Annotated in this window: 19 protein-coding genes and 1 tRNA gene; 9 read left to right on the forward strand and 11 right to left on the reverse strand. The window is 59.5% G+C overall.

The genetic code is table 11. The features are described 5' to 3' along the window. Positions 1 to 412: 412 nt before the first annotated feature. Positions 413 to 1,816 carry a Si-specific NAD(P)(+) transhydrogenase gene (gene sthA, locus ACQZ5K_RS07670; RefSeq protein WP_448740045.1) on the forward strand — a complete coding sequence of 468 codons (1,404 nt, stop codon included), beginning with the start codon at positions 413 to 415 and terminating at the stop codon, positions 1,814 to 1,816. A gap of 199 nt (positions 1,817 to 2,015) precedes the next feature. Here sthA and ACQZ5K_RS07675 read toward each other — a convergent pair whose 3' ends face one another. From ACQZ5K_RS07675 to ACQZ5K_RS07690, 4 genes are all read right to left on the reverse strand, one after another. Continuing rightward, complete coding sequence (locus ACQZ5K_RS07675) at positions 2,016 to 2,675, reverse strand: hypothetical protein (RefSeq protein WP_448740046.1); 660 nt, start codon at positions 2,673 to 2,675, stop codon at positions 2,016 to 2,018. Positions 2,676 to 3,060: 385 nt separating this feature from the next. After that, a complete protein-coding gene (locus ACQZ5K_RS07680) occupies positions 3,061 to 4,236 on the reverse strand; it encodes a peptidase S41 (RefSeq protein WP_448740047.1) in 1,176 nt (391 codons plus the stop codon). Between the two features lie 135 nt (positions 4,237 to 4,371). After that, the gene (tig, locus tag ACQZ5K_RS07685; RefSeq protein ID WP_448740048.1) at positions 4,372 to 5,850 is read right to left on the reverse strand and encodes a trigger factor; all 1,479 of its coding nucleotides are present in this window, start codon (positions 5,848 to 5,850) and stop codon (positions 4,372 to 4,374) included. 239 nt (positions 5,851 to 6,089) lie between these two features. Beyond that, positions 6,090 to 6,172, reverse strand: a tRNA-Leu gene (locus ACQZ5K_RS07690). A gap of 665 nt (positions 6,173 to 6,837) precedes the next feature. On the opposite strand from ACQZ5K_RS07690, the gene ACQZ5K_RS07695 reads away from it, so the two are divergent. From ACQZ5K_RS07695 to trmFO, 3 genes are all read left to right on the forward strand, one after another. Next, positions 6,838 to 6,984 carry a DUF1127 domain-containing protein gene (locus ACQZ5K_RS07695; RefSeq protein WP_004433052.1) on the forward strand — a complete coding sequence of 49 codons (147 nt, stop codon included), beginning with the start codon at positions 6,838 to 6,840 and terminating at the stop codon, positions 6,982 to 6,984. Between the two features lie 480 nt (positions 6,985 to 7,464). After that, the gene (locus ACQZ5K_RS07700) at positions 7,465 to 7,608 is read left to right on the forward strand and encodes a DUF1127 domain-containing protein (RefSeq protein ID WP_003495735.1); all 144 of its coding nucleotides are present in this window, start codon (positions 7,465 to 7,467) and stop codon (positions 7,606 to 7,608) included. A 353-nt stretch (positions 7,609 to 7,961) separates the two neighbouring features. Further along, positions 7,962 to 9,404, forward strand: a complete 1,443-nt coding sequence (trmFO, locus tag ACQZ5K_RS07705) for a methylenetetrahydrofolate--tRNA-(uracil(54)-C(5))-methyltransferase (FADH(2)-oxidizing) TrmFO (protein ID WP_448740049.1) — start codon at positions 7,962 to 7,964, stop codon at positions 9,402 to 9,404. 6 nt (positions 9,405 to 9,410) lie between these two features. Here the strand turns inward: trmFO and ACQZ5K_RS07710 are convergent, their stop codons facing one another. Genes ACQZ5K_RS07710 through ACQZ5K_RS07725 form a run of 4 tightly spaced genes read right to left on the reverse strand, consistent with a single transcriptional unit; the run spans position 9,411 to position 11,943 of the window. Beyond that, positions 9,411 to 10,013, reverse strand: coding sequence for a TadE/TadG family type IV pilus assembly protein (locus ACQZ5K_RS07710; protein WP_020811361.1), 603 nt, complete (start codon positions 10,011 to 10,013; stop codon positions 9,411 to 9,413). Continuing rightward, on the reverse strand, positions 10,010 to 10,576 hold the full coding sequence (locus tag ACQZ5K_RS07715) for a TadE/TadG family type IV pilus assembly protein (protein ID WP_174056914.1): 567 nt from the start codon (positions 10,574 to 10,576) through the stop codon (positions 10,010 to 10,012). The genes ACQZ5K_RS07710 and ACQZ5K_RS07715 overlap by 4 nt, the downstream gene beginning before the upstream one ends. Position 10,577: 1 nt before the next feature. Further along, on the reverse strand, positions 10,578 to 11,705 hold the full coding sequence (locus ACQZ5K_RS07720) for a pilus assembly protein (protein ID WP_155246289.1): 1,128 nt from the start codon (positions 11,703 to 11,705) through the stop codon (positions 10,578 to 10,580). After that, a complete protein-coding gene (locus ACQZ5K_RS07725; RefSeq protein ID WP_155246288.1) occupies positions 11,653 to 11,943 on the reverse strand; it encodes a hypothetical protein in 291 nt (96 codons plus the stop codon). The genes ACQZ5K_RS07720 and ACQZ5K_RS07725 overlap by 53 nt, the downstream gene beginning before the upstream one ends. A gap of 277 nt (positions 11,944 to 12,220) precedes the next feature. Here ACQZ5K_RS07725 and ACQZ5K_RS07730 point away from each other — a divergent pair, with 277 nt between their 5' ends. The 5 genes from ACQZ5K_RS07730 to ACQZ5K_RS07750 all read left to right on the forward strand — a co-directional run bounded on the left by ACQZ5K_RS07730 (position 12,221) and on the right by ACQZ5K_RS07750 (position 17,535). Further along, the gene (locus ACQZ5K_RS07730) at positions 12,221 to 13,348 is read left to right on the forward strand and encodes an S-(hydroxymethyl)glutathione dehydrogenase/class III alcohol dehydrogenase (RefSeq protein WP_003525152.1); all 1,128 of its coding nucleotides are present in this window, start codon (positions 12,221 to 12,223) and stop codon (positions 13,346 to 13,348) included. A gap of 287 nt (positions 13,349 to 13,635) precedes the next feature. Continuing rightward, positions 13,636 to 14,376, forward strand: a complete 741-nt coding sequence (locus ACQZ5K_RS07735; RefSeq protein WP_448740050.1) for a hypothetical protein — start codon at positions 13,636 to 13,638, stop codon at positions 14,374 to 14,376. A 105-nt stretch (positions 14,377 to 14,481) separates the two neighbouring features. Then, positions 14,482 to 14,745, forward strand: coding sequence for an acyl carrier protein (locus tag ACQZ5K_RS07740; protein WP_020810249.1), 264 nt, complete (start codon positions 14,482 to 14,484; stop codon positions 14,743 to 14,745). After that, a complete protein-coding gene (locus ACQZ5K_RS07745; RefSeq protein ID WP_448740051.1) occupies positions 14,742 to 16,274 on the forward strand; it encodes an AMP-binding protein in 1,533 nt (510 codons plus the stop codon). Before ACQZ5K_RS07740 ends, ACQZ5K_RS07745 begins: the two co-directional genes overlap by 4 nt. After that, positions 16,258 to 17,535, forward strand: a complete 1,278-nt coding sequence (locus tag ACQZ5K_RS07750) for a type III PLP-dependent enzyme (RefSeq protein WP_448740052.1) — start codon at positions 16,258 to 16,260, stop codon at positions 17,533 to 17,535. Before ACQZ5K_RS07745 ends, ACQZ5K_RS07750 begins: the two co-directional genes overlap by 17 nt. On the opposite strand, the gene ACQZ5K_RS07755 is transcribed toward ACQZ5K_RS07750, so the two are convergent. Genes ACQZ5K_RS07755 through queA form a run of 3 tightly spaced genes read right to left on the reverse strand, consistent with a single transcriptional unit; the run spans position 17,536 to position 20,943 of the window. After that, positions 17,536 to 18,693 carry an aminodeoxychorismate synthase component I gene (locus ACQZ5K_RS07755; protein WP_448740053.1) on the reverse strand — a complete coding sequence of 386 codons (1,158 nt, stop codon included), beginning with the start codon at positions 18,691 to 18,693 and terminating at the stop codon, positions 17,536 to 17,538. A 37-nt stretch (positions 18,694 to 18,730) separates the two neighbouring features. After that, a complete protein-coding gene (gene tgt / locus ACQZ5K_RS07760) occupies positions 18,731 to 19,861 on the reverse strand; it encodes a tRNA guanosine(34) transglycosylase Tgt (protein WP_080856425.1) in 1,131 nt (376 codons plus the stop codon). Continuing rightward, positions 19,861 to 20,943: a tRNA preQ1(34) S-adenosylmethionine ribosyltransferase-isomerase QueA gene (queA, locus tag ACQZ5K_RS07765; RefSeq protein WP_448740054.1), complete on the reverse strand. Its 1,083-nt coding sequence runs from the start codon at positions 20,941 to 20,943 to the stop codon at positions 19,861 to 19,863. The genes tgt and queA overlap by 1 nt, the downstream gene beginning before the upstream one ends. Between the last annotated feature and the right edge of the window lie 180 nt (positions 20,944 to 21,123).

The following is a 21,123-nucleotide window of genomic DNA, read 5'->3' on the forward strand; positions in this document are numbered from 1 at the left end:
GGTGCGTGTGGCTTACCCCCCCTCTGCCCTGCCGGGCATCTCCCCCTCAAGGGGGGAGATCGCCTCGTGGTTGGGTCTCGCCCATCTCAACATTTGCGAATGGAGTAGTGGTAGCACCTCCTGCCGATCTCCCCCTTGAGGGGGAGATGCCCGGCAGGGCAGAGGGGGGTAAGCTCCACGCACCTCCGCCCTCCATGAATCGCACAACCTCCTGAAACCTCACCCCCAGTTACGAATCCGTCAGATTCTTACGCTACAGATTGACGCAGGCGTTTGTTGCATTGCACTCTTGCGGGCAAGGCTGAAGGGGAATCACTCCCCATCGTCAAAATGGCATCACGACCATTTCGCGGCGACGCCATACCGGATGCGACATCCGGTCATCGCAATGCATTCTGTTCCGGGGTTTTTCATGCACCAGTTCGATCTGATTGTTGTCGGCAGCGGTCCGGCGGGAAGACGGGCCGCCATTCAGGCCGCCAAGCTCGAAAAGAGGGTTCTGGTCATCGAGAAGGGCAGCCGCGTCGGCGGCGTTTCCGTGCACACCGGCACCATTCCATCGAAAACCCTGCGCGAGACGGCGCTCAATCTCACCGGCTGGCGCGAGCGCGGTTTTTACGGCCGCGCCTATCGCGTCAAGCAGGAGATCGATGCGGAAGACCTGCGCCGCCGCCTGCTCATCACGCTGGATCACGAAGTGGAAGTGCTGGAACACCAGTTCGCCCGCAACCGCGTGCAGCACATTCGCGGCACGGCGAGCTTCATCGACGCCAACACCATGAAGGTGGTGAAAAGCGATGGTGAAATCATGACCGTTACCGCCACCTCCATCCTGCTGACCATCGGCACCCGCCCCTACCGGCCGCCGCATATCCCCTTCGATGGCGAAGCGGTGCTCGATTCGGACGAGATTCTCGAGATCAAGGAACTGCCGCGCTCCATGGTCGTGGTCGGCGCCGGCGTCATCGGCATCGAATATGCCACCATTTTCAGCGCGCTCGATACGCAGGTGACGGTGGTGGAGCCGCGCGAAACCATGCTGGAATTCATCGACAAGGAAATCGTCGAGGACTTCACCTATCAGCTGCGCGACCGCAACATGAAGCTGATCTTCGGCCAGAAGGCGGAAAAGGTGGAGCGCGACGAAAGCGGCAAATGCCTCGTCTCACTCGGCAATGGCCGCGTGCTGAAGGCCGAGACGGTGCTGTTTGCCGCTGGCCGCGTCGGCGCCACCGATACGCTCAATCTTTCGGCCTGCGGGCTGGAGGCCGACAGCCGTGGCCGCCTGAAGGTCGATCCCGAAACCTTCCAGACCTCGGTGCCGAACATCTATGCCGCCGGCGACATCATCGGTTTCCCGAGCCTTGCCTCCACCTCCATGGAACAGGGCCGCATCGCCGCCCGCCACGCCGTCGGCGCACCGGCAGGCGAACCGCCGCAATTCTTCCCCTATGGCATCTATGCCGTGCCGGAAATCTCCACCTGCGGCCTGACGGAAGAAGAAGTCATCGAACGCGGCATTCCCTATGAATGCGGCATCGCCCATTTCCGCGAGACGTCCCGCGGCCACATCATGGGTCTCGACAGCGGCCTCTTGAAGATGATCTTCTCGCTCAAAACCCGCCGCCTGCTTGGCGTCCATATCGTCGGCGAAGGTGCGACCGAACTGGTACATATCGGCCAGGCGGTGCTGAACCTGAAAGGCACTGTGGAATATTTCGTCGAGAATACGTTCAACTATCCGACCCTTGCCGAAGCCTACAAGATTGCGGGGCTCGATGCGTGGAACCGCATGGGTGAGATCAAGAAGGATTGAGGCTTTGTCGCGGGTAAGGAGATAATCTGCAATGTTCGAAAACTTCTCCTGCCGTCATGCTCGGGCCTGTTCCGAGCATCTGCAACGTCTCGATTTATGAGACGTGATTAGATCCTTGGGACAAGCCCAAGGATGACGCCGCGTATCGAGCGAGAATGCCGATCGTACGCATTGCTTAGACGACAGGTCACGCATACCCTCACCACCGAATACTATACCGCGCACTCACCCCCGGCCGGAAATGATCCGCATAGCCCTGATCGAGCGTCCCCCGCACAGTCAGGTGATCGCCCAGTTTCTGCTCCACCGCCACGCCGCTGCTGAACTCGTTGAAACTGTTACGGCTCGCCCCCGTCAGCACAAAGGCCGTGCCGGTCTCGGAGCGGGAAAGGCGCAGCGACTGCGACACATCCACCCCGTTCCATTGCTGCGCCGTGCCGTCATAACGCACGGTGAAATTGCGGTTCGCCTCGATATCCAGCTCCGGCGTGACGATGCGCTTCTGCTGCGAGGTCACGGAAACGCTGCTCGATCCCGTCAGCGCGTTGAAGATGACGCCGACATCACGGGCCAGGGAAACGCCGGGCAACTGTTCGGCCAGCAGCGTGACATTACCCCACAGGCGCACCGGCGTATCCACCACCTGCCCTGTCTTCGAGGCATTCATGCCCATTTCCAGCCCCGCGCGAATGGGCGTATCGACCGGCAGTTTCGCGCCGATGCGCGCCGTATAGGAACGGTCGGAATTCTTCACCGGCTTCCAGATCAACCCGGCCTCATCGGCATGCACCGTCGTTCCGCCGCAGAGGCCAGCAACGAGCGACAGGTGAAAAAAGAAAATCGATGTTCGGAACGGCATATCTTGTCCCCAAATCATTTAAGGGCGTGCCGGCGCTACCCGGAAAGCACGGTAAAAGTCGAGTCCAACGAGATTGTCGGCGTGACGGCCACCCCATAAGGCTGGCCCGCATTCCCCTGAACGGCCACACGAGGCAACCGGGAAATCATGGTAGCCATTGTGCCAGATGAACGGGAGATGAACAAGCGCACATGCAGCAAAATTATGTGCGGTGCGACAAAGATGGAATGAGCGCTACCCCTCATGGCCTCTTTGCGCCAGAACCGGACGGATGAAGTGTGCGTCGCCTGATTGCCTCGGCGCCGAAAGCGAAGGCGGCCATTTCATACTGGCGCAGCATTTCCGAGGGTCGACCGTCAGCAGTGTGGGCAGAGCCACCGTTCGTCTACTCGTTCAGACTCTTTAGAACTTGTTGATAGAACGCGCCTTGGGCATTCTCAGCAGTAGACCTTACGGCCCATTCCCAATCCAAATTCAGTTTTCCTGCCGGGACCATTTGCTGCGCGATTTCAGCCGGTGTGGTTTCGTTGCTGGTTCCGTTCTCCCAGTCGTGAAAGGCCGATGCGTATCGAACGACCGCTCCGCTGATCGGCAAATCGAGCAACCCTCCCTCGGCAAAGAACCTCAACCCGTCGCCCATTTCTTCCCCGATGAGTTTGAGCCTACGTCCCAAACGATGTTTGAGGATGGCTACAAACACTATCGCTGCGGAAAACGTGAATTTGTCGATAAGCACAGCAACCTGCCTGCTAGCGTTCTCAGAGATGGCGTCGATCAAGGGCATCGTTTGAAGGAAGTCGCCACCGGTGTTTCCGCGAACGTCAATCAAGAGTTTTTTGTTCGAGCAGGTGCTTACATGCTCCGCTGCACCAGAGATGGCTTCCGGCAACGCAGTTTCGCCTGGATCGAAGAAACTTGGCAATGATATTGAAAGCCCAAGCCCCTGCCAGTCCTTAATCTCCACAAATCTCTCGGGCTTCCAGGCCGGATCAGCCTTGCCATGCTCGTTTCTCGGGTAGAGCATCGATGCAGGAACCGTATGCCCGTTCTCCACTTTCAAATCGGTTATCCGCCCATTCTCGTCTTTCACACGATATTCAGTCGTATTCTCTTTTGAAGAAAAACCGAGGTGGGCCAATGCATACGGCCATGCCAGAAGAATCGGTCCGATGACCCGTTTCCTCTGGCGCGTTCCCGCCAGAAATTTCTCTGCGGCGGCTTCAATTTGGCCCAAAGGTGTGCCGTTGACTGCTATCAGCTCTCCTCTTGGCGCAGTTGTTTCCAGTGCCGTGTCAGTTAATCGCACCACCGTCCCGACGCTCACAAACCTCAGCGGGAGCACCGCGATGGAATCGTTCGGGATCAGCCGTGTGTGTCCGTTGTCGGGAAGTGCGAGCAGGCGCATCACGGAAAACAGAAAGGCCTCTTTAGAGCCCTCCAAAGCGTATCGTCGAGTGTCATAAATGCAGCTGTCTATCGTCGCCTGTTCGATCCACCGAAAGCTGGGATCGGTTGGCAGGACAGTTTCCAGAATTTTCTCGAGGTCTTGCGTCAGGGCCATGATTTACGGTGCGCATAGTTGCTCGTCGATGTCCAGATCGGGCCGAAACCAGACATCCTCCCCGTCCCCAAAACACAAAAAAGGCCGCAGCTTTCGCCACGGCCCTTCCATTCAATCAGCTTGCGCCAGGCAAGATTATTCAGCGTCGCCTTCGGCGGCCTTCTTCTTGGCCGGAGCCTTCTTCTTCGGAGCGGCTTCTTCACCTTCAGCGGCGTCGTCAGCCTTGGCGGCAGCCTTTTTCTTGGCTGGGGCCTTCTTCTTGGTTTCCGTTGCTTCTTCGCCGTCGTCAGCCAGAAGCTCTTCCTTGGAAACGGTCTTGTCCGTTACCGAGATTTCGGAGAGCAGCTTGTCGATGACCTTTTCTTCGAAGATCGGAGCGCGCAGCGAAGCGGAAGCGCCGGGGGTGTTGCGGAAGAAATCGAGGATTTCCTTCTGCTGGCCCGGGAACTGCTGCAGCTGCTGGAACAGCGCGCGCTGCATTTCTTCTTCGGTCACTTCAACGCCGGCCTTTTCGCCGATTTCGGAGAGAACGAGGCCGAGACGGACGCGGCGTTCAGCCAGCTTGCGATATTCTTCGCGGGCTTCCTCTTCGGTCGTGTCTTCGTCAGCGAAGGTCTTGCCCGACTGGGCGAGATCGGCGTTGATCTGGCGCCAGATGTTGTCGAACTCGGCGTCGACGAGACCGGCCGGCGTGTCGAACTTGTACATCTCGTCCAGCTGGTCGAGGATCTGACGCTTGACCTTCTGGCGGGTGATGTTGCCGTACTGGCTTTCGATCTGACCCTTGACGATTTCCTTCAGTTTTTCAGCCGATTCGAGACCGAGCTTGGTGGCCAGTTCGTCGTTGATTTCAACAGCAGCGGCAGCAGCGACTTCCTTGACGGTGATGTCGAAGTTGGCGTCCTTGCCAGCGAGGTTCGCAGCCGGGTAATCGGCCGGGAAGGTCACGGTGATGGTCTTTTCATCGCCAGCCTTGACGCCGACCAGCTGGTCTTCGAAGCCGGGGATGAAGCGGCCCGAACCGAGAACCAGTTCGGCATCTTCGGCAGCGCCGCCGTCGAAGGCAACGCCGTCAACCTTGCCGAGATAGTTCATGGTGACGCGGTCGCCATCGGCGGCCTTGCCCTTCTTGGTCTCGTAGGTGCGGGCGCTTTCAGCGATCTTGAGGATCTGCTCGTTGATTTCGTCTTCGGAGACTTCAACAACTTCGCGGGTAACCTTGATGCCGTCATTGGCCTTCAGTTCGATGGCCGGAATGATTTCGTAGGCAACGGTGAATTCGAAATCGGATTCGGCCGACAGGATCTTTTCAGCTTCCTGCTCGTCTTCGGTCATGGAGATGGCCGGCTGCGTCGCAGACTTCTCACCGCGGCTGGAGAGGATTTCGGTCGGCTTTTCACGAACCAGCTCGTTGACGAGGTCGGCCATGATGGACTTGCCGTACATCTTCTTCAGGTGGCCCATCGGCACTTTGCCGGGACGGAAACCGTTGATGCGAACCTTGTCCTTGGCGTCAACCAGGCGCTCGTCCAGACGGGCCTTCATGTCGGCGGCCGGAATAACGACCTTGAGTTCGCGCTTCAGCCCTTCAGCGAGCGTTTCGATAACCTGCATTTTCCTAACCTTCACATCATGGCGGCGGTGCTCAGACAGCCGTTGGTTTACTTTCGAGCACTGCGCCGGAAACATCGTTCCCCGGCCGTGGCTTCCCTTATTTCTTTACACAAGCGCCTGCCGGACACCATTTAGCCTGCACCGGAGAAAAGACCAAAGGGGAGAAATGAACCCCGAAGCTCCCCGCATCTTATAAAGATGCACTCTGGCGCAAGCGTGGCGCAGCCATGCCTTGCTTGTGGTGCGGGTAGAGAGACTCGAACTCCCACGCCGAAGCGTTGGTACCTAAAACCAATGCGTCTACCAATTCCGCCATACCCGCACGTTGGGCGGCGGTATGTCACAATGTTCAGAAAGGGTCAAGCACGCCTTATCGCCGCCTTTCGTTTCCTCCGGACTTTTCTCATCCCCCGCGCCGGTGGCAGGAGGCGGCCGCCCTCTCCGCTTATTCGCCACCCGCGCCGGGGAACAGGGCGCAACAGCGGGACAGAGGCGATTTGGCGCGGAAAACGGCAAGCCGCACCGCATCCGCCTCTCATCGCCTTCCCGCACCACCTCGCCCGGCACATCGCATGCAGGCGGGCGGAGAAAACAGGCAATATTTATGCGGCTACATTGACATTATATATAGCGCGCGCCGCAGCCCAGTTACCGGATTGCCGGCCCCCTGCTCCAGACCAGCGATTGAGGGGCTTTCGCACCCTGCCCCGCCCCTTATCCGGTCATCCCTCACGCCTTCGCACTGCCGAACCCCCAGGCGACCACCAAAAGCACACAAATTGGTCACAAATTATGCATGAATCGCCGCAATCGGCCTGTTTTACCGGCTTGCATTGCAATCCATGCATAGGTGACATCTTGCTTTGTCTGTTTTTGTTTTGATTAAACCGATTATATTCATGGTCATACAGAGATCGAGTTCAGCCCCGGACCAAAGCCTCCCAAGACTGGCCGCAGAGACTGAACAGCACGAAGAGGAAGATGAAAATGAACATTGCACGCTCGCTCACCAACTGGCGCAAGTATCGTCAGACCGTAACCGAACTCGGCCGCATGACCGACCGCGAACTGAGCGACCTCGGCATTGGCCGTCAGGACATCCGCCGCGTCGCCAAGACCGCCGTCGGCTTCTGATTATACGCCCCGCCGCTTCTTGCGGCGGCTGCGAGACGACCTACTCAAAAAGGCCTGAGGCTCCCGCCTCCGGCCTTTTTTCGTTTTGGGCGGTTCTCCGGGTCGAAGCGGCACTGCCGTAGCCGCCCGCAGGGTCGGCAGATGAAAAATGCATCGATCGCCGACCATTTGCGCAGCGCCCGGATAGCGTCCGAGCCCCTCCCGACGCGCCTTTTCACGCGGCAAAGCCCCTTTTGCGCCGCCAAAGGCTGCCAAACCCGTCAAAACCGCCTGAAACACAGGCATTTCCGCTCATATTTTGCTCAGATGATATTCAAAGCCGCAAATTTAGCCGACATAGTGCACAAATGCATGGCAGTAGCATAAATTCTGCACTGCACAACATGGCTCAATGTCTATATATAAACCTCAACAGCCGAGAGCACAGAGAAACGCTGAGCCGGCAGACGAAATCAACAGAGATAGATTGAGGAAACGACCATGAACCCCATCCGCATCGCAAAGAACTGGATCTCCTACCGCCGCACGATCAACGAACTTGGCAGCCTTTCCAACCAGGCTCTGAGCGACATCGGCCTGACCCGTTACGACATCCGTAACGTAGCAGCCCGTTCGTTCCGCTAAGGCGTAAACGATCGTCCCGCTGCCCGACCTCCAGGGCGCGACGATTGAGCGACAGGTAAAAAAAAGCGGCGCCTCTGGCGCCGTTTTTGATTCTCGGGTTTGACTGGAGGAACCAGCCTTCAGAAAGGCGCCCGGCACCGCGGCATATTTCTTCTCCCCGCCGGGGAGAAGAAACAAGCGGCACCCGCCCGCTCCACATCCCCTCCCTCACATCCCTCACCCTCAAAAACATTTGGCTGCCCCGGCCATGCATGCTAGTGCATCCGCAAACAATGCCGCGTCCTTCGGGACCCGTGCGGAACAATCACTCGAAAGACAGCCGCCGGACGGGAGCCTTTGCCCCGCGGCCGCCCATGGACGCCAGCATGCAAGACAAGACCACTTCTCCCATTCACGTCGTGGGCGGCGGACTGGCCGGTTCGGAAGCCGCATGGCAGATCGCACAAAGCGGTGTGCCCGTCATCCTGCATGAAATGCGCGGCGTGCGCGGTACGGATGCGCATAAGGGCGATACGCTGGCGGAACTGGTCTGCTCCAACTCCTTCCGCTCCGACGATGCGACGGCCAATGCGGTCGGCGTCATCCATGCCGAAATGCGGCTTGCCGGTTCTCTCATCATGTCCTGCGCCGACAGACACCAGGTGCCGGCCGGCGGCGCGCTTGCCGTCGATCGCGACGGGTTCTCCGAGGCCGTGACGAAAGAGCTGGAAAGTCACCCATTGGTGACGATTGTACGCGAAGAGGTGAACGGCCTGCCGCCGAAGGAATGGGGCAACTCGATCATCGCCACCGGCCCTCTGACCTCGCCGGATCTCGCAGCCGCCATCCAGGCCGAGACGGGTGAGGATGCGCTCGCCTTTTTCGACGCCATCGCCCCCATCGTCCACCGCGACAGCATCAATATGGATATCTGCTGGTACCAGTCGCGTTACGACAAGGTCGGCCCCGGCGGCACGGGCAAGGATTACATCAACTGCCCGCTGAACGAGGAGCAATACAACGCCTTCATCGACGCGCTGATCGCCGGCGATACGGTGGGTTTCAAGGAGTGGGAAGGCACGCCCTATTTCGATGGCTGCCTGCCGATCGAGATCATGGCCGAGCGCGGCCGCGAAACGCTGCGCCACGGCCCGATGAAGCCGATGGGACTGACCAACGCCCATAACCCCACCGTCAAGGCCTATGCCGTCGTGCAGCTGCGACAGGACAATGCGCTCGGCACGCTCTACAACATGGTCGGTTTCCAGACCAAGCTGAAATACGGCGTTCAGGCGGATGTATTCCGCATGATACCGGGCCTCGAAAATGCGGAATTCGCGCGCCTCGGCGGCCTGCACCGCAACACCTATATCGATTCCCCGATCCTGCTCGACCGCTCGCTGAAGCTGAAATCGCGGCCGGACCTGCGCTTTGCCGGCCAGATCACCGGCTGCGAAGGTTATGTGGAAAGCGCCTCCGTCGGCCTTCTCGCCGGCCGCTTCGCCGCCGCCGAACAGAAGGGCGAGGCCCCAAGCCTGCCGCCGGCCACCACCGCACTCGGCTCGCTCCTCAACCACATCACCGGCGGCCACCTCTCTTCCGATGATGAGCCGGGCAAACGCTCCTTCCAGCCGATGAACATCAATTTCGGCCTCTTCCCGGAACTGGCCCCGGGCTCCATCGTCAAGCCGGAAGGCGTGAAGCGTTTTCGCGGCAAGGACAAGACGATCATGAAACGCCAGCTTATTGCAGCGCGGGCGTTGCGGGATTGCGCGGCGTGGCTCGGCGAAAGCCAGGCCGAGACAGAGGCTGTCTGAGGCCGATCAGTTTGCTTTGAATGGCGAGCGCTTGAGGTTCCACTTTGCGAAATCCGATTTGCCGCTCTGGTAAGGATATCGCTGGGAAAAGAACGGGTTGACCGCCGCAACATATTCGAATTTGAGCGTGATATCGGCCAGGACCGAGATCAGCGGCCGGTAGCTGTAGCGACCGGAGACGACGATGATAGCTTCCTGAGCAACGAAACCGTTGGCAATCACGGTTTTCTCCCATGGCACATCTTCGGCAGATCCCAGAAAATTGTGGGCGGGAAATTGCAGCCGGGCGACCTTATCCACCAGTTTGACGCTTCTCAGCGTCAGGTCGAGTTTGCCCGTCTGGAGAATGCCGCTGCCGGAAAGGACGACGAAGCTCGGAACCCCCGTGCGCACCCGTTCCTCGAATTCGGGGAATCTTGCCGCCCAGCGCGCTGAATTGTCGACTATCGTCATGAACCGGTCATAGCTCAGCCAACCCCGCCCGACCTCAATGATCACTGCAAGCATAAGGACGAGCAGCGGCGCCAAAAGCCCCATTTCCACCGCCGCAGCACCAGAACGGCAACGGCCGAAACCAGCAAGACGCAAAAACCATGTCGCCTTTTTCATTCCGTCACCCGCACGGCAGTGATGGCCAGGGAAATATTGCGCAACTGATGAATGCCGCCCGTGTCCGGCACGAGGAAACGCGTCGTCGGCATCAAAAAATTCCAGTTGTAGCCGATGGCCAGAATGTACTGCCCGGCGGTATCGGCGGGCGGGCGAAAATCGTTCACGATCGGTATGGGCACTTTGGCTTCGGCAATATCGTCGTCGGGGATCGGCAAAAGAGCAATCTTGAGAGTAGTCTCATCCGTCCCGCCAATAAAGCGAGAGGAAATTGCCTTGCGCAACGCAATCTCGGTCGCCGGTTTACCGTCCGCCGCCGCCTTGCGGAGATATTCGATACCCGCATTCGATGCGAACGAGAGATAAAGATAATAGAGCATCAGCAGGCCTATTTCGAGCGTCCCGAAAATCAGCGCAAAAAACAGCGGCAACAGCAGCGCCGTCTCGACCGCCGTTGCTGCCTTTCGGTCGCCAAATAGCCGGTAACAGGCGGCATGCGCGAACAGGCATCTGCGCGGGCGACCACGGCTTTTATCCTGACGCGGGAAAAGTAAGGACTTCATCTCAGCCCTCTTCCATTCGATCCACGTAGATGAGCTGGAAACCGGTGATGATGCCACCGAAGCTGTCGCTCAGGCCGGTTGCCTCAATCGTCACCCGATAGATGGAGTAGGCCTTGACCCTGAAACTGTAGTCCCTCGGCGTCCAGGCAATACTGTTTTTATCCTGGGTCAACTCCCACACCCGCTGCTGGGGTTGCAGGTCAGGAAGGAGCTGTTGGAGCGAGATCTTGATTCCGTTTGTTTTTTCCACGTCCTCGACGGCCCGGCGCCCATTATACCAAACCATGATCTTATATATTCCGGGATGAAGCTCGACATCCTTGTAGATCGAACTATTGGCTTCGATATTTTTTTTCTTGCCGGGCTTAGGCGGGCCCCAGTCGCTGTCGAGCTCCATGACATAACGGGTTGGCAATGAGAGCTCGGTGCCCGCCTTCTTGTCGATTTCGATCTTGTCGGTGGTCTTTGCCTTATCGACCTCCTTCAAAGTGCAGGCTTTGTCGTTGGCGGTAGGGGCCTCGTTGAGTTTCTTGCTCTGCATTCCCGCCGGATAGCCCTCCCAATTGTGGTTGCGGCGGCAGCAGGGGCTGCTCCAGTCCTGCAACTCGACGCCGGGGCCGGTCCCGCCATCCCATCCGATCTCCGAATAGGGATAGACACCCCAGCAACCGCCGGGGGTTTCCTTGGTAACGCCGTTTTTCAAAACCCGCTCGACGCCGAGAGCGTTGCTCTCGAACATATTGTCAATGATAACCGCATCGTCCTCGGGATAGGGCGGGATACCTTCGCAGGACTCATCAAGGCGATATTTCAGCTTCTCGAGATTGAACATCTCCGAGAAAATCAGCCCGTAACTGAACTCGGCATTGATTTTTGTCTCAGTCCATTTCACTTGCACGTCTCGCGAGAGGACCTTCTGCTTGGTGGATTGAATCATCGCATCGAAGGCCCCGGCCACATTGGCGCGCCGCACTTCATCGGACAATGTGAAGGTGCGAGTCGGCTTGGTGGCTCTTTCGCATGCCATCGCCATGACCCGCTTTGACTGGTTGTAATAGGCCAGCGCCCTGCCACCCTCAAAAAGCAGCCCCAGCAAAATGATAAAGACCGGCAGCAGCAGCGCGGTCATGATGGCGAAGGTACCCGCGCGATCCCTGAGGAGCGATGAAAATAGGCTCCATTTCCATGCCGCTTTTTTTATCCGCCTGCTCGTCATCAAAACACCGTCTCATGTCGCTCATCGCCATGGGAAAGGCGCGCTGTGAAAAGCGACAGGCCTGGCTTTCTGCGACGCTAAAAAATGTCCGGCTCACGCCGGTCGCTCGAAAATTGCTCGTTGGTCGCCGGCGGCGCTGCTTTTCGAGCAACTTCGCCTGACCACTGAAATACAGGGGTCAATTAACACGCAAACCGTAAATCAAAGCTCAATCGGAACCTAAAAATATTAAGCAAATTCATATGCTTAGTTTATTTATTAGTAAATTAGAGCTCGACAATAAAATCGTATGACCGCGTGACGGCAGTGTGGGGTTTGCATTCACGGTTTCTTCCGAAAACACAAACTTGGGCTCGCCCCTTGTCCCTCCAGCCAAGCTCGGGCAAAACAGCCCTGTTCAATCACAAGACAATGCCAGGAGATAAGATATGGACGTTCGCGCCGCAGTTGCCATTCAGGCCGGAAAGCCGCTTGAGGTCATGACCGTTCAACTCGAAGGCCCGCGCGCCGGCGAAGTGCTGGTTGAGGTCAAGGCGACCGGCATCTGCCATACAGACGATTTCACCCTGTCGGGCGCCGATCCGGAAGGTCTGTTCCCAGCCATTCTCGGCCATGAGGGCGCGGGCGTCGTCGTCGATGTCGGACCGGGCGTTACCTCGGTCAAGAAGGGCGACCATGTCATTCCGCTCTACACGCCGGAATGCCGCGAATGCTATTCCTGCACCTCGCGCAAGACCAATCTCTGCACCTCCATCCGCGCCACCCAGGGCCAGGGCGTGATGCCGGACGGTACCTCGCGCTTCTCCATCGGCAAGGACAAGATCCATCACTATATGGGCTGCTCGACCTTCTCGAACTATACGGTTCTGCCGGAGATCGCGCTCGCCAAGATCAATCCCGACGCGCCCTTCGACAAGGTTTGTTACATCGGCTGCGGCGTGACGACCGGCATCGGTGCGGTCATCAACACCGCCAAGGTCGAGATCGGTTCCACCGCAATCGTCTTCGGTCTCGGCGGCATCGGCCTCAACGTGCTGCAGGGCCTGCGCCTTGCCGGCGCGGACATGATCATCGGCGTGGATATCAACCCCGACCGCAAGGCCTGGGGCGAGAAGTTCGGCATGACCCACTTCGTCAACCCGAAGGAAGTCGGCGACGACATCGTGCCCTATCTCGTCAACATGACGAAGCGCAATGGCGACCTGATCGGCGGCGCGGATTACACATTCGATTGCACCGGCAATACCAAAGTCATGCGCCAGGCGCTGGAAGCCTCGCATCGCGGCTGGGGCAAGTCGGTCATCATCGGCGTTGCCGGCGCCGGCCAGGAAATCTCCACGCGTCCGTTCCAGCTGGTCACCGGCCGCAACTGGATGGGTACGGCCTTCGGTGGCGCACGCGGCCGCACGGATGTGCCGAAGATCGTCGACTGGTACATGGAAGGCAAGATCCAGATCGACCCGATGATCACCCACACCATGCCGCTCGAAGACATCAACAAGGGCTTCGACCTGATGCATAAGGGCGAAAGCATTCGCGGCGTCGTGGTTTATTGATTGGACAAGACGCAGGCGGGCGCGCGTACCCGCGCGCGCCCGCCATTCATGCAAATGTGATCGCCTCCAACCCGCTGCAGCCATTGCGATTAACGGGACGGTAAATCTATCGTCGTAAGCCGATACTACGCGGTGGAGTTGAAAATCCCTCTCCGCCCAGAACGACGCCAGATCTGCGGAGAGCGACCCTGAAAATCGTACCGATCGACAACGGAAACCGCGTCGCCGCCGTCGCTCTTCTGGCGAAAGGCTTCCCGGAAAAAAGCGAGGCCTTCTGGTCGCGCGGGTTGTCGCTCGTCAGCGAACATCACGAGCGGCGCGAACTCGGCCCTATCGGGCAATTGCTGATGAAGGGCGACGATGCCGCAGGCGTTCTGCTGACGATCAAAAGCCGTCTGCCGGAGGCCGGCAGGATCGTCGTCAACCTGTCCAGCTGGTATGTGGAGCCTTCCTGCCGCTGGTTCGCCCCGCGCATGTTGCAGATGGCCTCCTCCAATGAGGACGAAATCTTTACCGATCTCACCCCCTCTCCCGAAGCCTGCAAGCTGAATGAGAGGCTGGGCTTTGCGACGGTGACCGATTGCACGCTTTTTTATCCGCTGCCCTTTGCAGCGCTTCGCCCGGCAAGCGCACGGCTGCGCCCGCCAGGAGAGATAAAACCGGAAATACTCTCCGCCGAAATGCGCGACATGCTGGAAGACCACGCCCGTCTCGGCTGCATCGTGGCGGTTATGGAGGCGGAGAACCGCCATTACCCGCTGGTCTTCCTGAAAACCACGACCAAAAGATTGCCATCCGCGCGTCTCATCCATTGCGAAGACCGGCAGGTTGCGCAAAGGCACATATCCGCAATTGCCCGCCACCTTCTTGGCCATGGCCGGCTTGCGCTGACCATGGCGGCAACGGGCGCAGAGCGAAAGGCCGGCGGGCTTGCCGCACATAAATCTGCACCGATACAAGTAAAAGGCGCATGGAACCCACGATTTATTAACGAAGCATACTCAGAGTTGGTGTTATTGCCACCGTAGGTATTTTAGTGAGTCGTGCGCGACTTGACGGAATCTTGGCCTTTACAGAAAAAGCGCCGTTCCGGGCAGGTCATTGGGAAACACGCGGGAAATCGGAGAACGAGCATGCTTGCAGCGAAAAAGAGTGAAATCGACGTTGCTGATACCATCTATTCCTATCTCTCCAACCGTTTTCCCGCCTATGCCCCCTTTTCCGCCGACACGCTGCTTCTCGAAGGCGGCGTGATCGATTCGCTCGGCTTTCTGGAACTGATGATCTTCCTCGGCGAGGGTTTCGGCATCATTCTCGATGACGAACATTTCACGCCTGAAAATCTCGGCACGCCGGCCGATCTCATCGCCTTCGTCCTCAGGGAACGGAGGAGATGACACCCCATTTCCTGCTGCACCACCTGCTTACCGCCCGCGCGGCGAGCGACGATCAGGCCCTCGTCCACAAGGACCGATCGCTGAATTATCGCGAATTTGCCGCAGCGGCGGCCCGTTGCGCGGCGGCATTGCAGGAAGCCGGAGCGCAACGCGGTGACCGCGTCGTCATCTATCTGCCGCGCGGCATCGAGGAATGCTGGTCGATCTTTGGCGTGAGCATGGCGTCCGGCGTCTTCGTGCCGGTGAACGCATTACTGAAGGCGCAGCAGATCCGCCATATCGTCAGGGATTGCGGCGCAAAAATCGTCATCAGCGACGCCGCGATGATGGATGAGCTGAAAGCGGCACTGGAAGACCTTCCCGACGTCACGGTGCTGCTGGCGGAAGAGATAGACGCCCGCGCCGACACACCCGCCCGGCCTTCAGCGGCAATCGGCGAAGACCTGGCCGCCATTCTTTATACCTCCGGCTCCACCGGCTCGCCGAAGGGCGTGATGCTGTCGCACCGCAATCTTCTGGCCGGCGCGCGCATCGTACGCACCTATCTGGACATCACCGGCAAAGACCGCATTCTGTCCCTGCTGCCCTTCAGCTTCGATTATGGCCTGAACCAGCTGCTGACGGCGGTGGAACAGGGCGCGGCCACGATCATCTCCACCTTCCGGCTGGGCGATGAGATCGTCCGCGATCTGCGCGACCATACCATCACGGGTCTCGCCGGCGTGCCGACGATCTGGGCGATCCTGACGAAAGCGGCCCCGTCGCTCACAAAGACACCTCTGCCGCATCTGCGTTACATCACCAATTCCGGCGGGCGCGTGCCGCAGGAAACCGTAAAAGCGCTGCGCGAGAAGCTGCCGGATACGAAAATCTACCTGATGTATGGCCTCACGGAAGCCTTCCGCTCCACCTTCCTCCCCCCCGATGAGATCGACCGCCGCCCGACCTCCATCGGCAAGGCCATTCCCGAATGCGAAATCTTCATCGTCACCGCCGAGGGACAGAGGGCGAAGCCGGGTGAGCCTGGCATTCTCGTGCATCGCGGCCCAACCGTCTCGCTGGGTTACTGGAACCGGCCGGAGGATACGGCAAAGGTGCTGCGCCCTCACCCCTTCATTCCGGCGGCGATGGGTGGCGAGACCGTGTGTTATTCCGGCGATCTGGCGGTGGAGGACGAGGATGGTTTCTTCAGCTTCGTCGCCCGCAACGATGCGATGATCAAATCGTCGGGCTATCGCATCAGCCCGACCGAGGTTGAGGAAAGCCTGATGTCGACAGGCCTTTTCCAGCAGGTCGCCGTCATCGGCCTGCCGGACCCCTTTGCGGGCGAAAAGGTCCATGCCGTGGCGACTGCCGCCAACCAGAATATCGATGTGACGGCGGCTCTGAAGAAGGCCGCCGAAATGCTCGCCCCCTTCATGATCCCCCGCGCCATCGAACTGGTGGAACGGCTGCCGGTCACGGCCAATGGCAAGGTGGATTACCGCGCGCTGGTGCGCGAACGGACGGACAATGGCGCCAACGGATAAACCCCAGAGCCACGGCCCGGCTTTTGCAGCCGCGTTATTCGACACAAGCGAGAACGATCTGATGATCGGCGGACTTCCCGTGCGCGATATTGTCGCCGGGACCGGAACGCCCTGCTTCCTCTATGACGCCGCCGCCATGCGCCGCGCCTATCGCGATCTCGAAACCGCGCTCGGCGGTTTTGCCGATATCTATTATTCGGTGAAGGCCAATCCCCTGCCCGCCATCGTCTCGCTTTTCCGGCAGGAGGGTGCGGGTGCGGAAATCGCTTCCGTCGGCGAATATCGCGCCGCCATCAGGGCCGGTGTCGCAGCGGAAAACATCATTTTCGCCGGCCCCGGCAAAGGCATGGCCGAGTTGCGCGAAGTGATCGAGGGCGGCATCGGCGAAATCCACATCGAAAGCGCCGAGGAAATCACCCGCATCGAGGCACTCGGCAAGCCGGTCAAAGCGTCGATCCGCATCAATCCGGTGCCGGATGCACAGGCCGGCGCGATGCGAATGGGCGGCAAGGCCACCGCCTTCGGTTTCGATGAGGAAGAGCTGGAAAATGTCCTGCCGCTCTTCAAGGACGCCCGATATATCGATCTCGTCGGCGTCCATATCTACGGCGGCACGCAGATTCTCGATGCCGACATGCTTGTCTCCCAATGGAGACACGGCATTTCCCTTGCCGCGCGCATGGCCGGGATGCTCGGTAAGCCGCTCGAAACCATCGATCTCGGCGGCGGTCTCGGCATTCCCTATTTCGCAGGCGAAACGCCGCTCGATCTTGAAAAAGTCAGCGCCGCCATTCCAGATCTCAAGGCGCTCCTGAAGGCGCATCCGCTGATAACCGACGCCCATGTCATCGTGGAACCCGGCCGTTTCCTCGCCGGTCCTGGCGGCGTCTATGTGGCGGAGGTGAATTCGGTAAAGACCTCGCGCGGCACCACCTTCGTAGTGATGGATGGCGGCATGCACCACCACCTCGCCGCATCCGGCAATCTCGGCCAGATCGTCAAGCGCAACTATCCCATCGTCGCACCGGCCATGATGCAGGCGGAGCATGAGGAAACGGCAACCATCGTCGGCCCGCTCTGTACGCCGCTCGATACGCTCGCCCGTAATGCGGCGCTGCCGAAGCTCAAGGCCGGCGATCTCCTCGCCATCCTGCAATCGGGCGCCTATGGCGCCAGCGCCAGCCCTGCGGGTTTTCTGAGCCATGCGGCGGCGAAGGAGGTGCTGGTGGAGAATGGGGTGTTTGAGGTGATCGGGCGATAATCACCCCCGCAGCAACCTGTCCCCCACCGCGAACTTCGATTTCAGCAGACACTCGTCATATTCCGCCTCGGCAACGGAATCGAAGACGATACCACCGCCGACATTGAAGACGGCACGGCCGTCATCAAACAGGCTGAGCGTGCGGATCGCCACGGAGAACCGCATCTCACCATTTGGAGACATGAAGCCGATTGCGCCGCAATAGGCGTCGCGCGGCGTCGCTTCCAGCTCGCGCAGGATTTTCATCGCCCACATTTTCGGTGCGCCGGTAACGGAGCCGCAGGGAAACAGGGCGGCGAAGATATCTTCCACCGTCACGTCAGGCAGAAGTTTCGCCCGCACATGGCTGACCATCTGGTGCACGGTCGGATAGGTCTCGATATCGAACAGCCGCGGCACATCAAGGCTGCCGACTTCGGTAATGCGGGAAATATCGTTGCGCAGCAGATCGACGATCATGCGGTTTTCGGCGAGCGTCTTTTCGTCCGCCAGCATTGCGGCGACAATCGCCCGGTCTTCTTCCGCATCGGCCCCGCGCGGCGTCGTTCCCTTCATCGGATGGGTTTCGATGAAACCTTCCCCGTCGACCGAGAAGAACAGTTCCGGTGAGCGCGACAGGATAACCGGGCCGCCGAGATCGACCAGCGCGCCATATTTCACCGGCTGCCGCTCGATCAGCGACCAGAAGGCCGTCAGCGGATCGCCGCTCCAGCGGGCATGGACCGGCATGGTCAGATTGCCCTGGTAACAGTCGCCACGACGCAGATGCCCGTGCAGCCGCTCGAAACGCTGGCAATAGTCTTGAAGGGTCCATGCCGGCACGGGATCGGACAGAAACGCATCCGCATCCGGCAGATTTGCCGGGCGCGCAAACCGTCCCTCATCCGGCTGCGGACCGGAAAAGACGCCGAAATTGAGAAACGGCACGTTGCGAGGCTCGTCCGCGAAAGGCGCAAGCTTCGGCTCGAACAGGAAACCTGCCTCGTAGGACATATAGCCGGCGAGGTATTTCCCGGCCCGCCGCAGCTCTTCCATACGCTTGAGCGCAGCAAAAAACGACGCCGGTTCATCCGCGACGATGATCTCTTCCGGCTCGGTGAAGGCTGTCACCGTGCCGGTCGTGTCATCCCGGAAAAGAACGTAAGGCGCGTGTGCCAAGGAAAGCGTCCGAAACAGGAGAAAAACTCGGGAAGAGTCAGATGGGGTCTATATCGCCCCGCGCCCACATTTCGATGGTTTCCGCATAAAAATCGGCGAAACGGCCTTCCTCGATAGACTTGCGGATACCCTGCATCAGCTCCTGATAATAGGCAAGATTGTGCCAGGAGAGCAGCATGCCGCCCAGCGCCTCATTGGCGCGGGTGAGATGGTGCAGATAGGCGCGGGAATAATCGCGCGAGGCCGGGCAGTTGGACTGCTCGTCGAGCGGGCGCATATCCTCGGCATGGCGGGCATTGCGGATATTGACCTTGCCGCGACGGGTAAAGGCAAGCCCGTGGCGGCCGGAGCGGGTCGGCATCACGCAGTCGAACATATCGATACCGCGCGCTACCGATTTCAGGATATCATCGGGCGTACCGACGCCCATCAGGTAACGCGGCTTTTCGGTGGGCAGGACCGGCAGGGTGATATCGAGCATGCCAAGCATCACATCCTGCGGCTCGCCGACGGCAAGGCCGCCGACCGCATAACCCTTGAGATCGAGCTGCTTCAGCCCTTCGGCGGAGCGGATGCGCAGATCCGGCTGGTCACCGCCCTGCACGATGCCGAACATGGCCTTGCCGGGCTGCTCGCCAAAGGCGACGCGGCAGCGCTCGGCCCAGCGCAGCGACATTTCCATGGCGCGCTCGATTTCCTTGCGCTCTGCCGGCAGCGCGATGCATTCATCGAGCTGCATCTGGATATCCGAATCGAGCATGCCCTGGATTTCGATGGAGCGTTCCGGCGACATGTGGTGCAGCGAACCGTCCACATGGCTCTTGAAGGTCACGCCCTTCTCGTCGAGCTTGCGCAGACCGGAAAGCGACATCACCTGAAAACCGCCGCTATCGGTGAGGATCGGATGCGGCCAGCGGATCAGCTCATGCAGACCGCCAAGGCGGGCAACACGCTCCGGACCCGGCCGCAGCATCAGGTGATAGGTATTGCCGAGAATGATATCGGCCCCAAGCTCCCGCACCTGATCGAGATACATGGCCTTGACGGTGCCGACCGTGCCGACCGGCATGAAGGCGGGCGTGCGGATGACACCGCGCGGCATGGCGACTTCGCCGAGGCGTGCGCCGCCGCTCGTGGCTTTCAGGGTGAAGGTGAATTTGTCGTGCATCAGTTTTTCCGGAACAACAGGCTGGAATCGCCATAGGAATAGAAGCGGTATCCGGTTTCGATGGCGTGCTTATAAGCGTCACGCATCGTTTCGAGACCGCAGAAAGCCGAAACCAGCATGAACAGCGTCGATTTCGGCAGGTGGAAATTCGTCATCAGAATATCGACCGCACGGAAGCGGTATCCCGGCGTGATGAAAATGCCGGTGGCATCGGACCATGGGTGGATAACGCCATTCTCGTCGGCAGCACTTTCGATCAGGCGCAGCGAGGTCGTGCCGACACAAACGATCCGTCCGCCGCGCGCCTTTACGGCATTCAGCCGGTCGGCGGTTTCCTGCGACACATGGCCGATCTCGAAATGCATCTTGTGGTCGTCTGTATCGTCGGACTTCACCGGAAGGAAGGTGCCTGCCCCAACGTGAAGCGTCACGAAATGCCGCTCGATGCCCACCTTGTCAAGAGCTTCGAACAGGTCGGGCGTGAAATGCAGCCCGGCGGTGGGGGCGGCAACAGCTCCCTTTTCGCGGGCGTAGATGGTCTGGTAATCGATCTGGTCCTGCGCATCTTCCGGGCGCTTGGCGGCGATATAGGGCGGCAGGGGAATATGGCCGACGGAGGCAATCGCCTCGTCCAATACCGGGCCGGAAACGTCGAACAGCAGCGTGATCTCGCCCTCCTCGCCCTTCTCCTCGACGGTGGCTTCCAGATGGGCAAGGCCGCAGGCATTGTCGCGCTCATAACCGAAACGGATGCGGTCGCCCTGCTTGATGCGCTTGCCGGGACGCGCGAAGGCCTTCCAGCGGGATTGATCGGTACGCATGTGCAGCGTGGCCGAAACCGCCGTCTCCGGCGCACCTTCGCGCAGGCGTACACCTTCCAGCTGGGCGGGAATGACGCGGGTATCGTTGAACACCAGCGCATCGCCGGGCTTCAGGAAGGACGGCAGGTCGAAGACGCGATGGTCTTCCATGCGGTTCTCATTCGGATCGACGACGAGCAGGCGCGCGCTATCACGCGGGTTCGCCGGGCGCAGGGCGATATTCTCCTCGGGCAGATCGAAATCGAACAGGTCTACACGCATTGCAAAGGCTCTCGAAAATATCAAAACCCGCCCTGCATTGCATGGGGCGGGTGGAAGGTGGTGACAAGACTTCCTCTAACGAGGCGTCATCCTCGGGCTTGTCCCGAGGATCTAACGATCCACAACGTCAACGTGGTTAGATCCTCGGGACAAGCCCGAGGATGACGACGGAGAGGTTCT

It is taken from the genome of Agrobacterium sp. 22-226-1 (assembly GCF_053522345.1).

Coding starts and splice junctions, on each gene's coding strand:
- sthA (WP_448740045.1), top strand. CDS start 413: ATGCACCAGTTCGATCTGATTGTTGTCGGCAGCGGTCCGGCGGGAAGA.
- ACQZ5K_RS07675 (WP_448740046.1), bottom strand. CDS start 2,675: ATGCCGTTCCGAACATCGATTTTCTTTTTTCACCTGTCGCTCGTTGCT.
- ACQZ5K_RS07680 (WP_448740047.1), bottom strand. CDS start 4,236: ATGGCCCTGACGCAAGACCTCGAGAAAATTCTGGAAACTGTCCTGCCA.
- tig (WP_448740048.1), bottom strand. CDS start 5,850: ATGCAGGTTATCGAAACGCTCGCTGAAGGGCTGAAGCGCGAACTCAAG.
- ACQZ5K_RS07695 (WP_004433052.1), top strand. CDS start 6,838: ATGAACATTGCACGCTCGCTCACCAACTGGCGCAAGTATCGTCAGACC.
- ACQZ5K_RS07700 (WP_003495735.1), top strand. CDS start 7,465: ATGAACCCCATCCGCATCGCAAAGAACTGGATCTCCTACCGCCGCACG.
- trmFO (WP_448740049.1), top strand. CDS start 7,962: ATGGACGCCAGCATGCAAGACAAGACCACTTCTCCCATTCACGTCGTG.
- ACQZ5K_RS07710 (WP_020811361.1), bottom strand. CDS start 10,013: ATGAAAAAGGCGACATGGTTTTTGCGTCTTGCTGGTTTCGGCCGTTGC.
- ACQZ5K_RS07715 (WP_174056914.1), bottom strand. CDS start 10,576: ATGAAGTCCTTACTTTTCCCGCGTCAGGATAAAAGCCGTGGTCGCCCG.
- ACQZ5K_RS07720 (WP_155246289.1), bottom strand. CDS start 11,705: ATGACCGCGCTGCTGCTGCCGGTCTTTATCATTTTGCTGGGGCTGCTT.
- ACQZ5K_RS07730 (WP_003525152.1), top strand. CDS start 12,221: ATGGACGTTCGCGCCGCAGTTGCCATTCAGGCCGGAAAGCCGCTTGAG.
- ACQZ5K_RS07740 (WP_020810249.1), top strand. CDS start 14,482: ATGCTTGCAGCGAAAAAGAGTGAAATCGACGTTGCTGATACCATCTAT.
- ACQZ5K_RS07745 (WP_448740051.1), top strand. CDS start 14,742: ATGACACCCCATTTCCTGCTGCACCACCTGCTTACCGCCCGCGCGGCG.
- ACQZ5K_RS07750 (WP_448740052.1), top strand. CDS start 16,258: ATGGCGCCAACGGATAAACCCCAGAGCCACGGCCCGGCTTTTGCAGCC.
- tgt (WP_080856425.1), bottom strand. CDS start 19,861: ATGCACGACAAATTCACCTTCACCCTGAAAGCCACGAGCGGCGGCGCA.
- queA (WP_448740054.1), bottom strand. CDS start 20,943: ATGCGTGTAGACCTGTTCGATTTCGATCTGCCCGAGGAGAATATCGCC.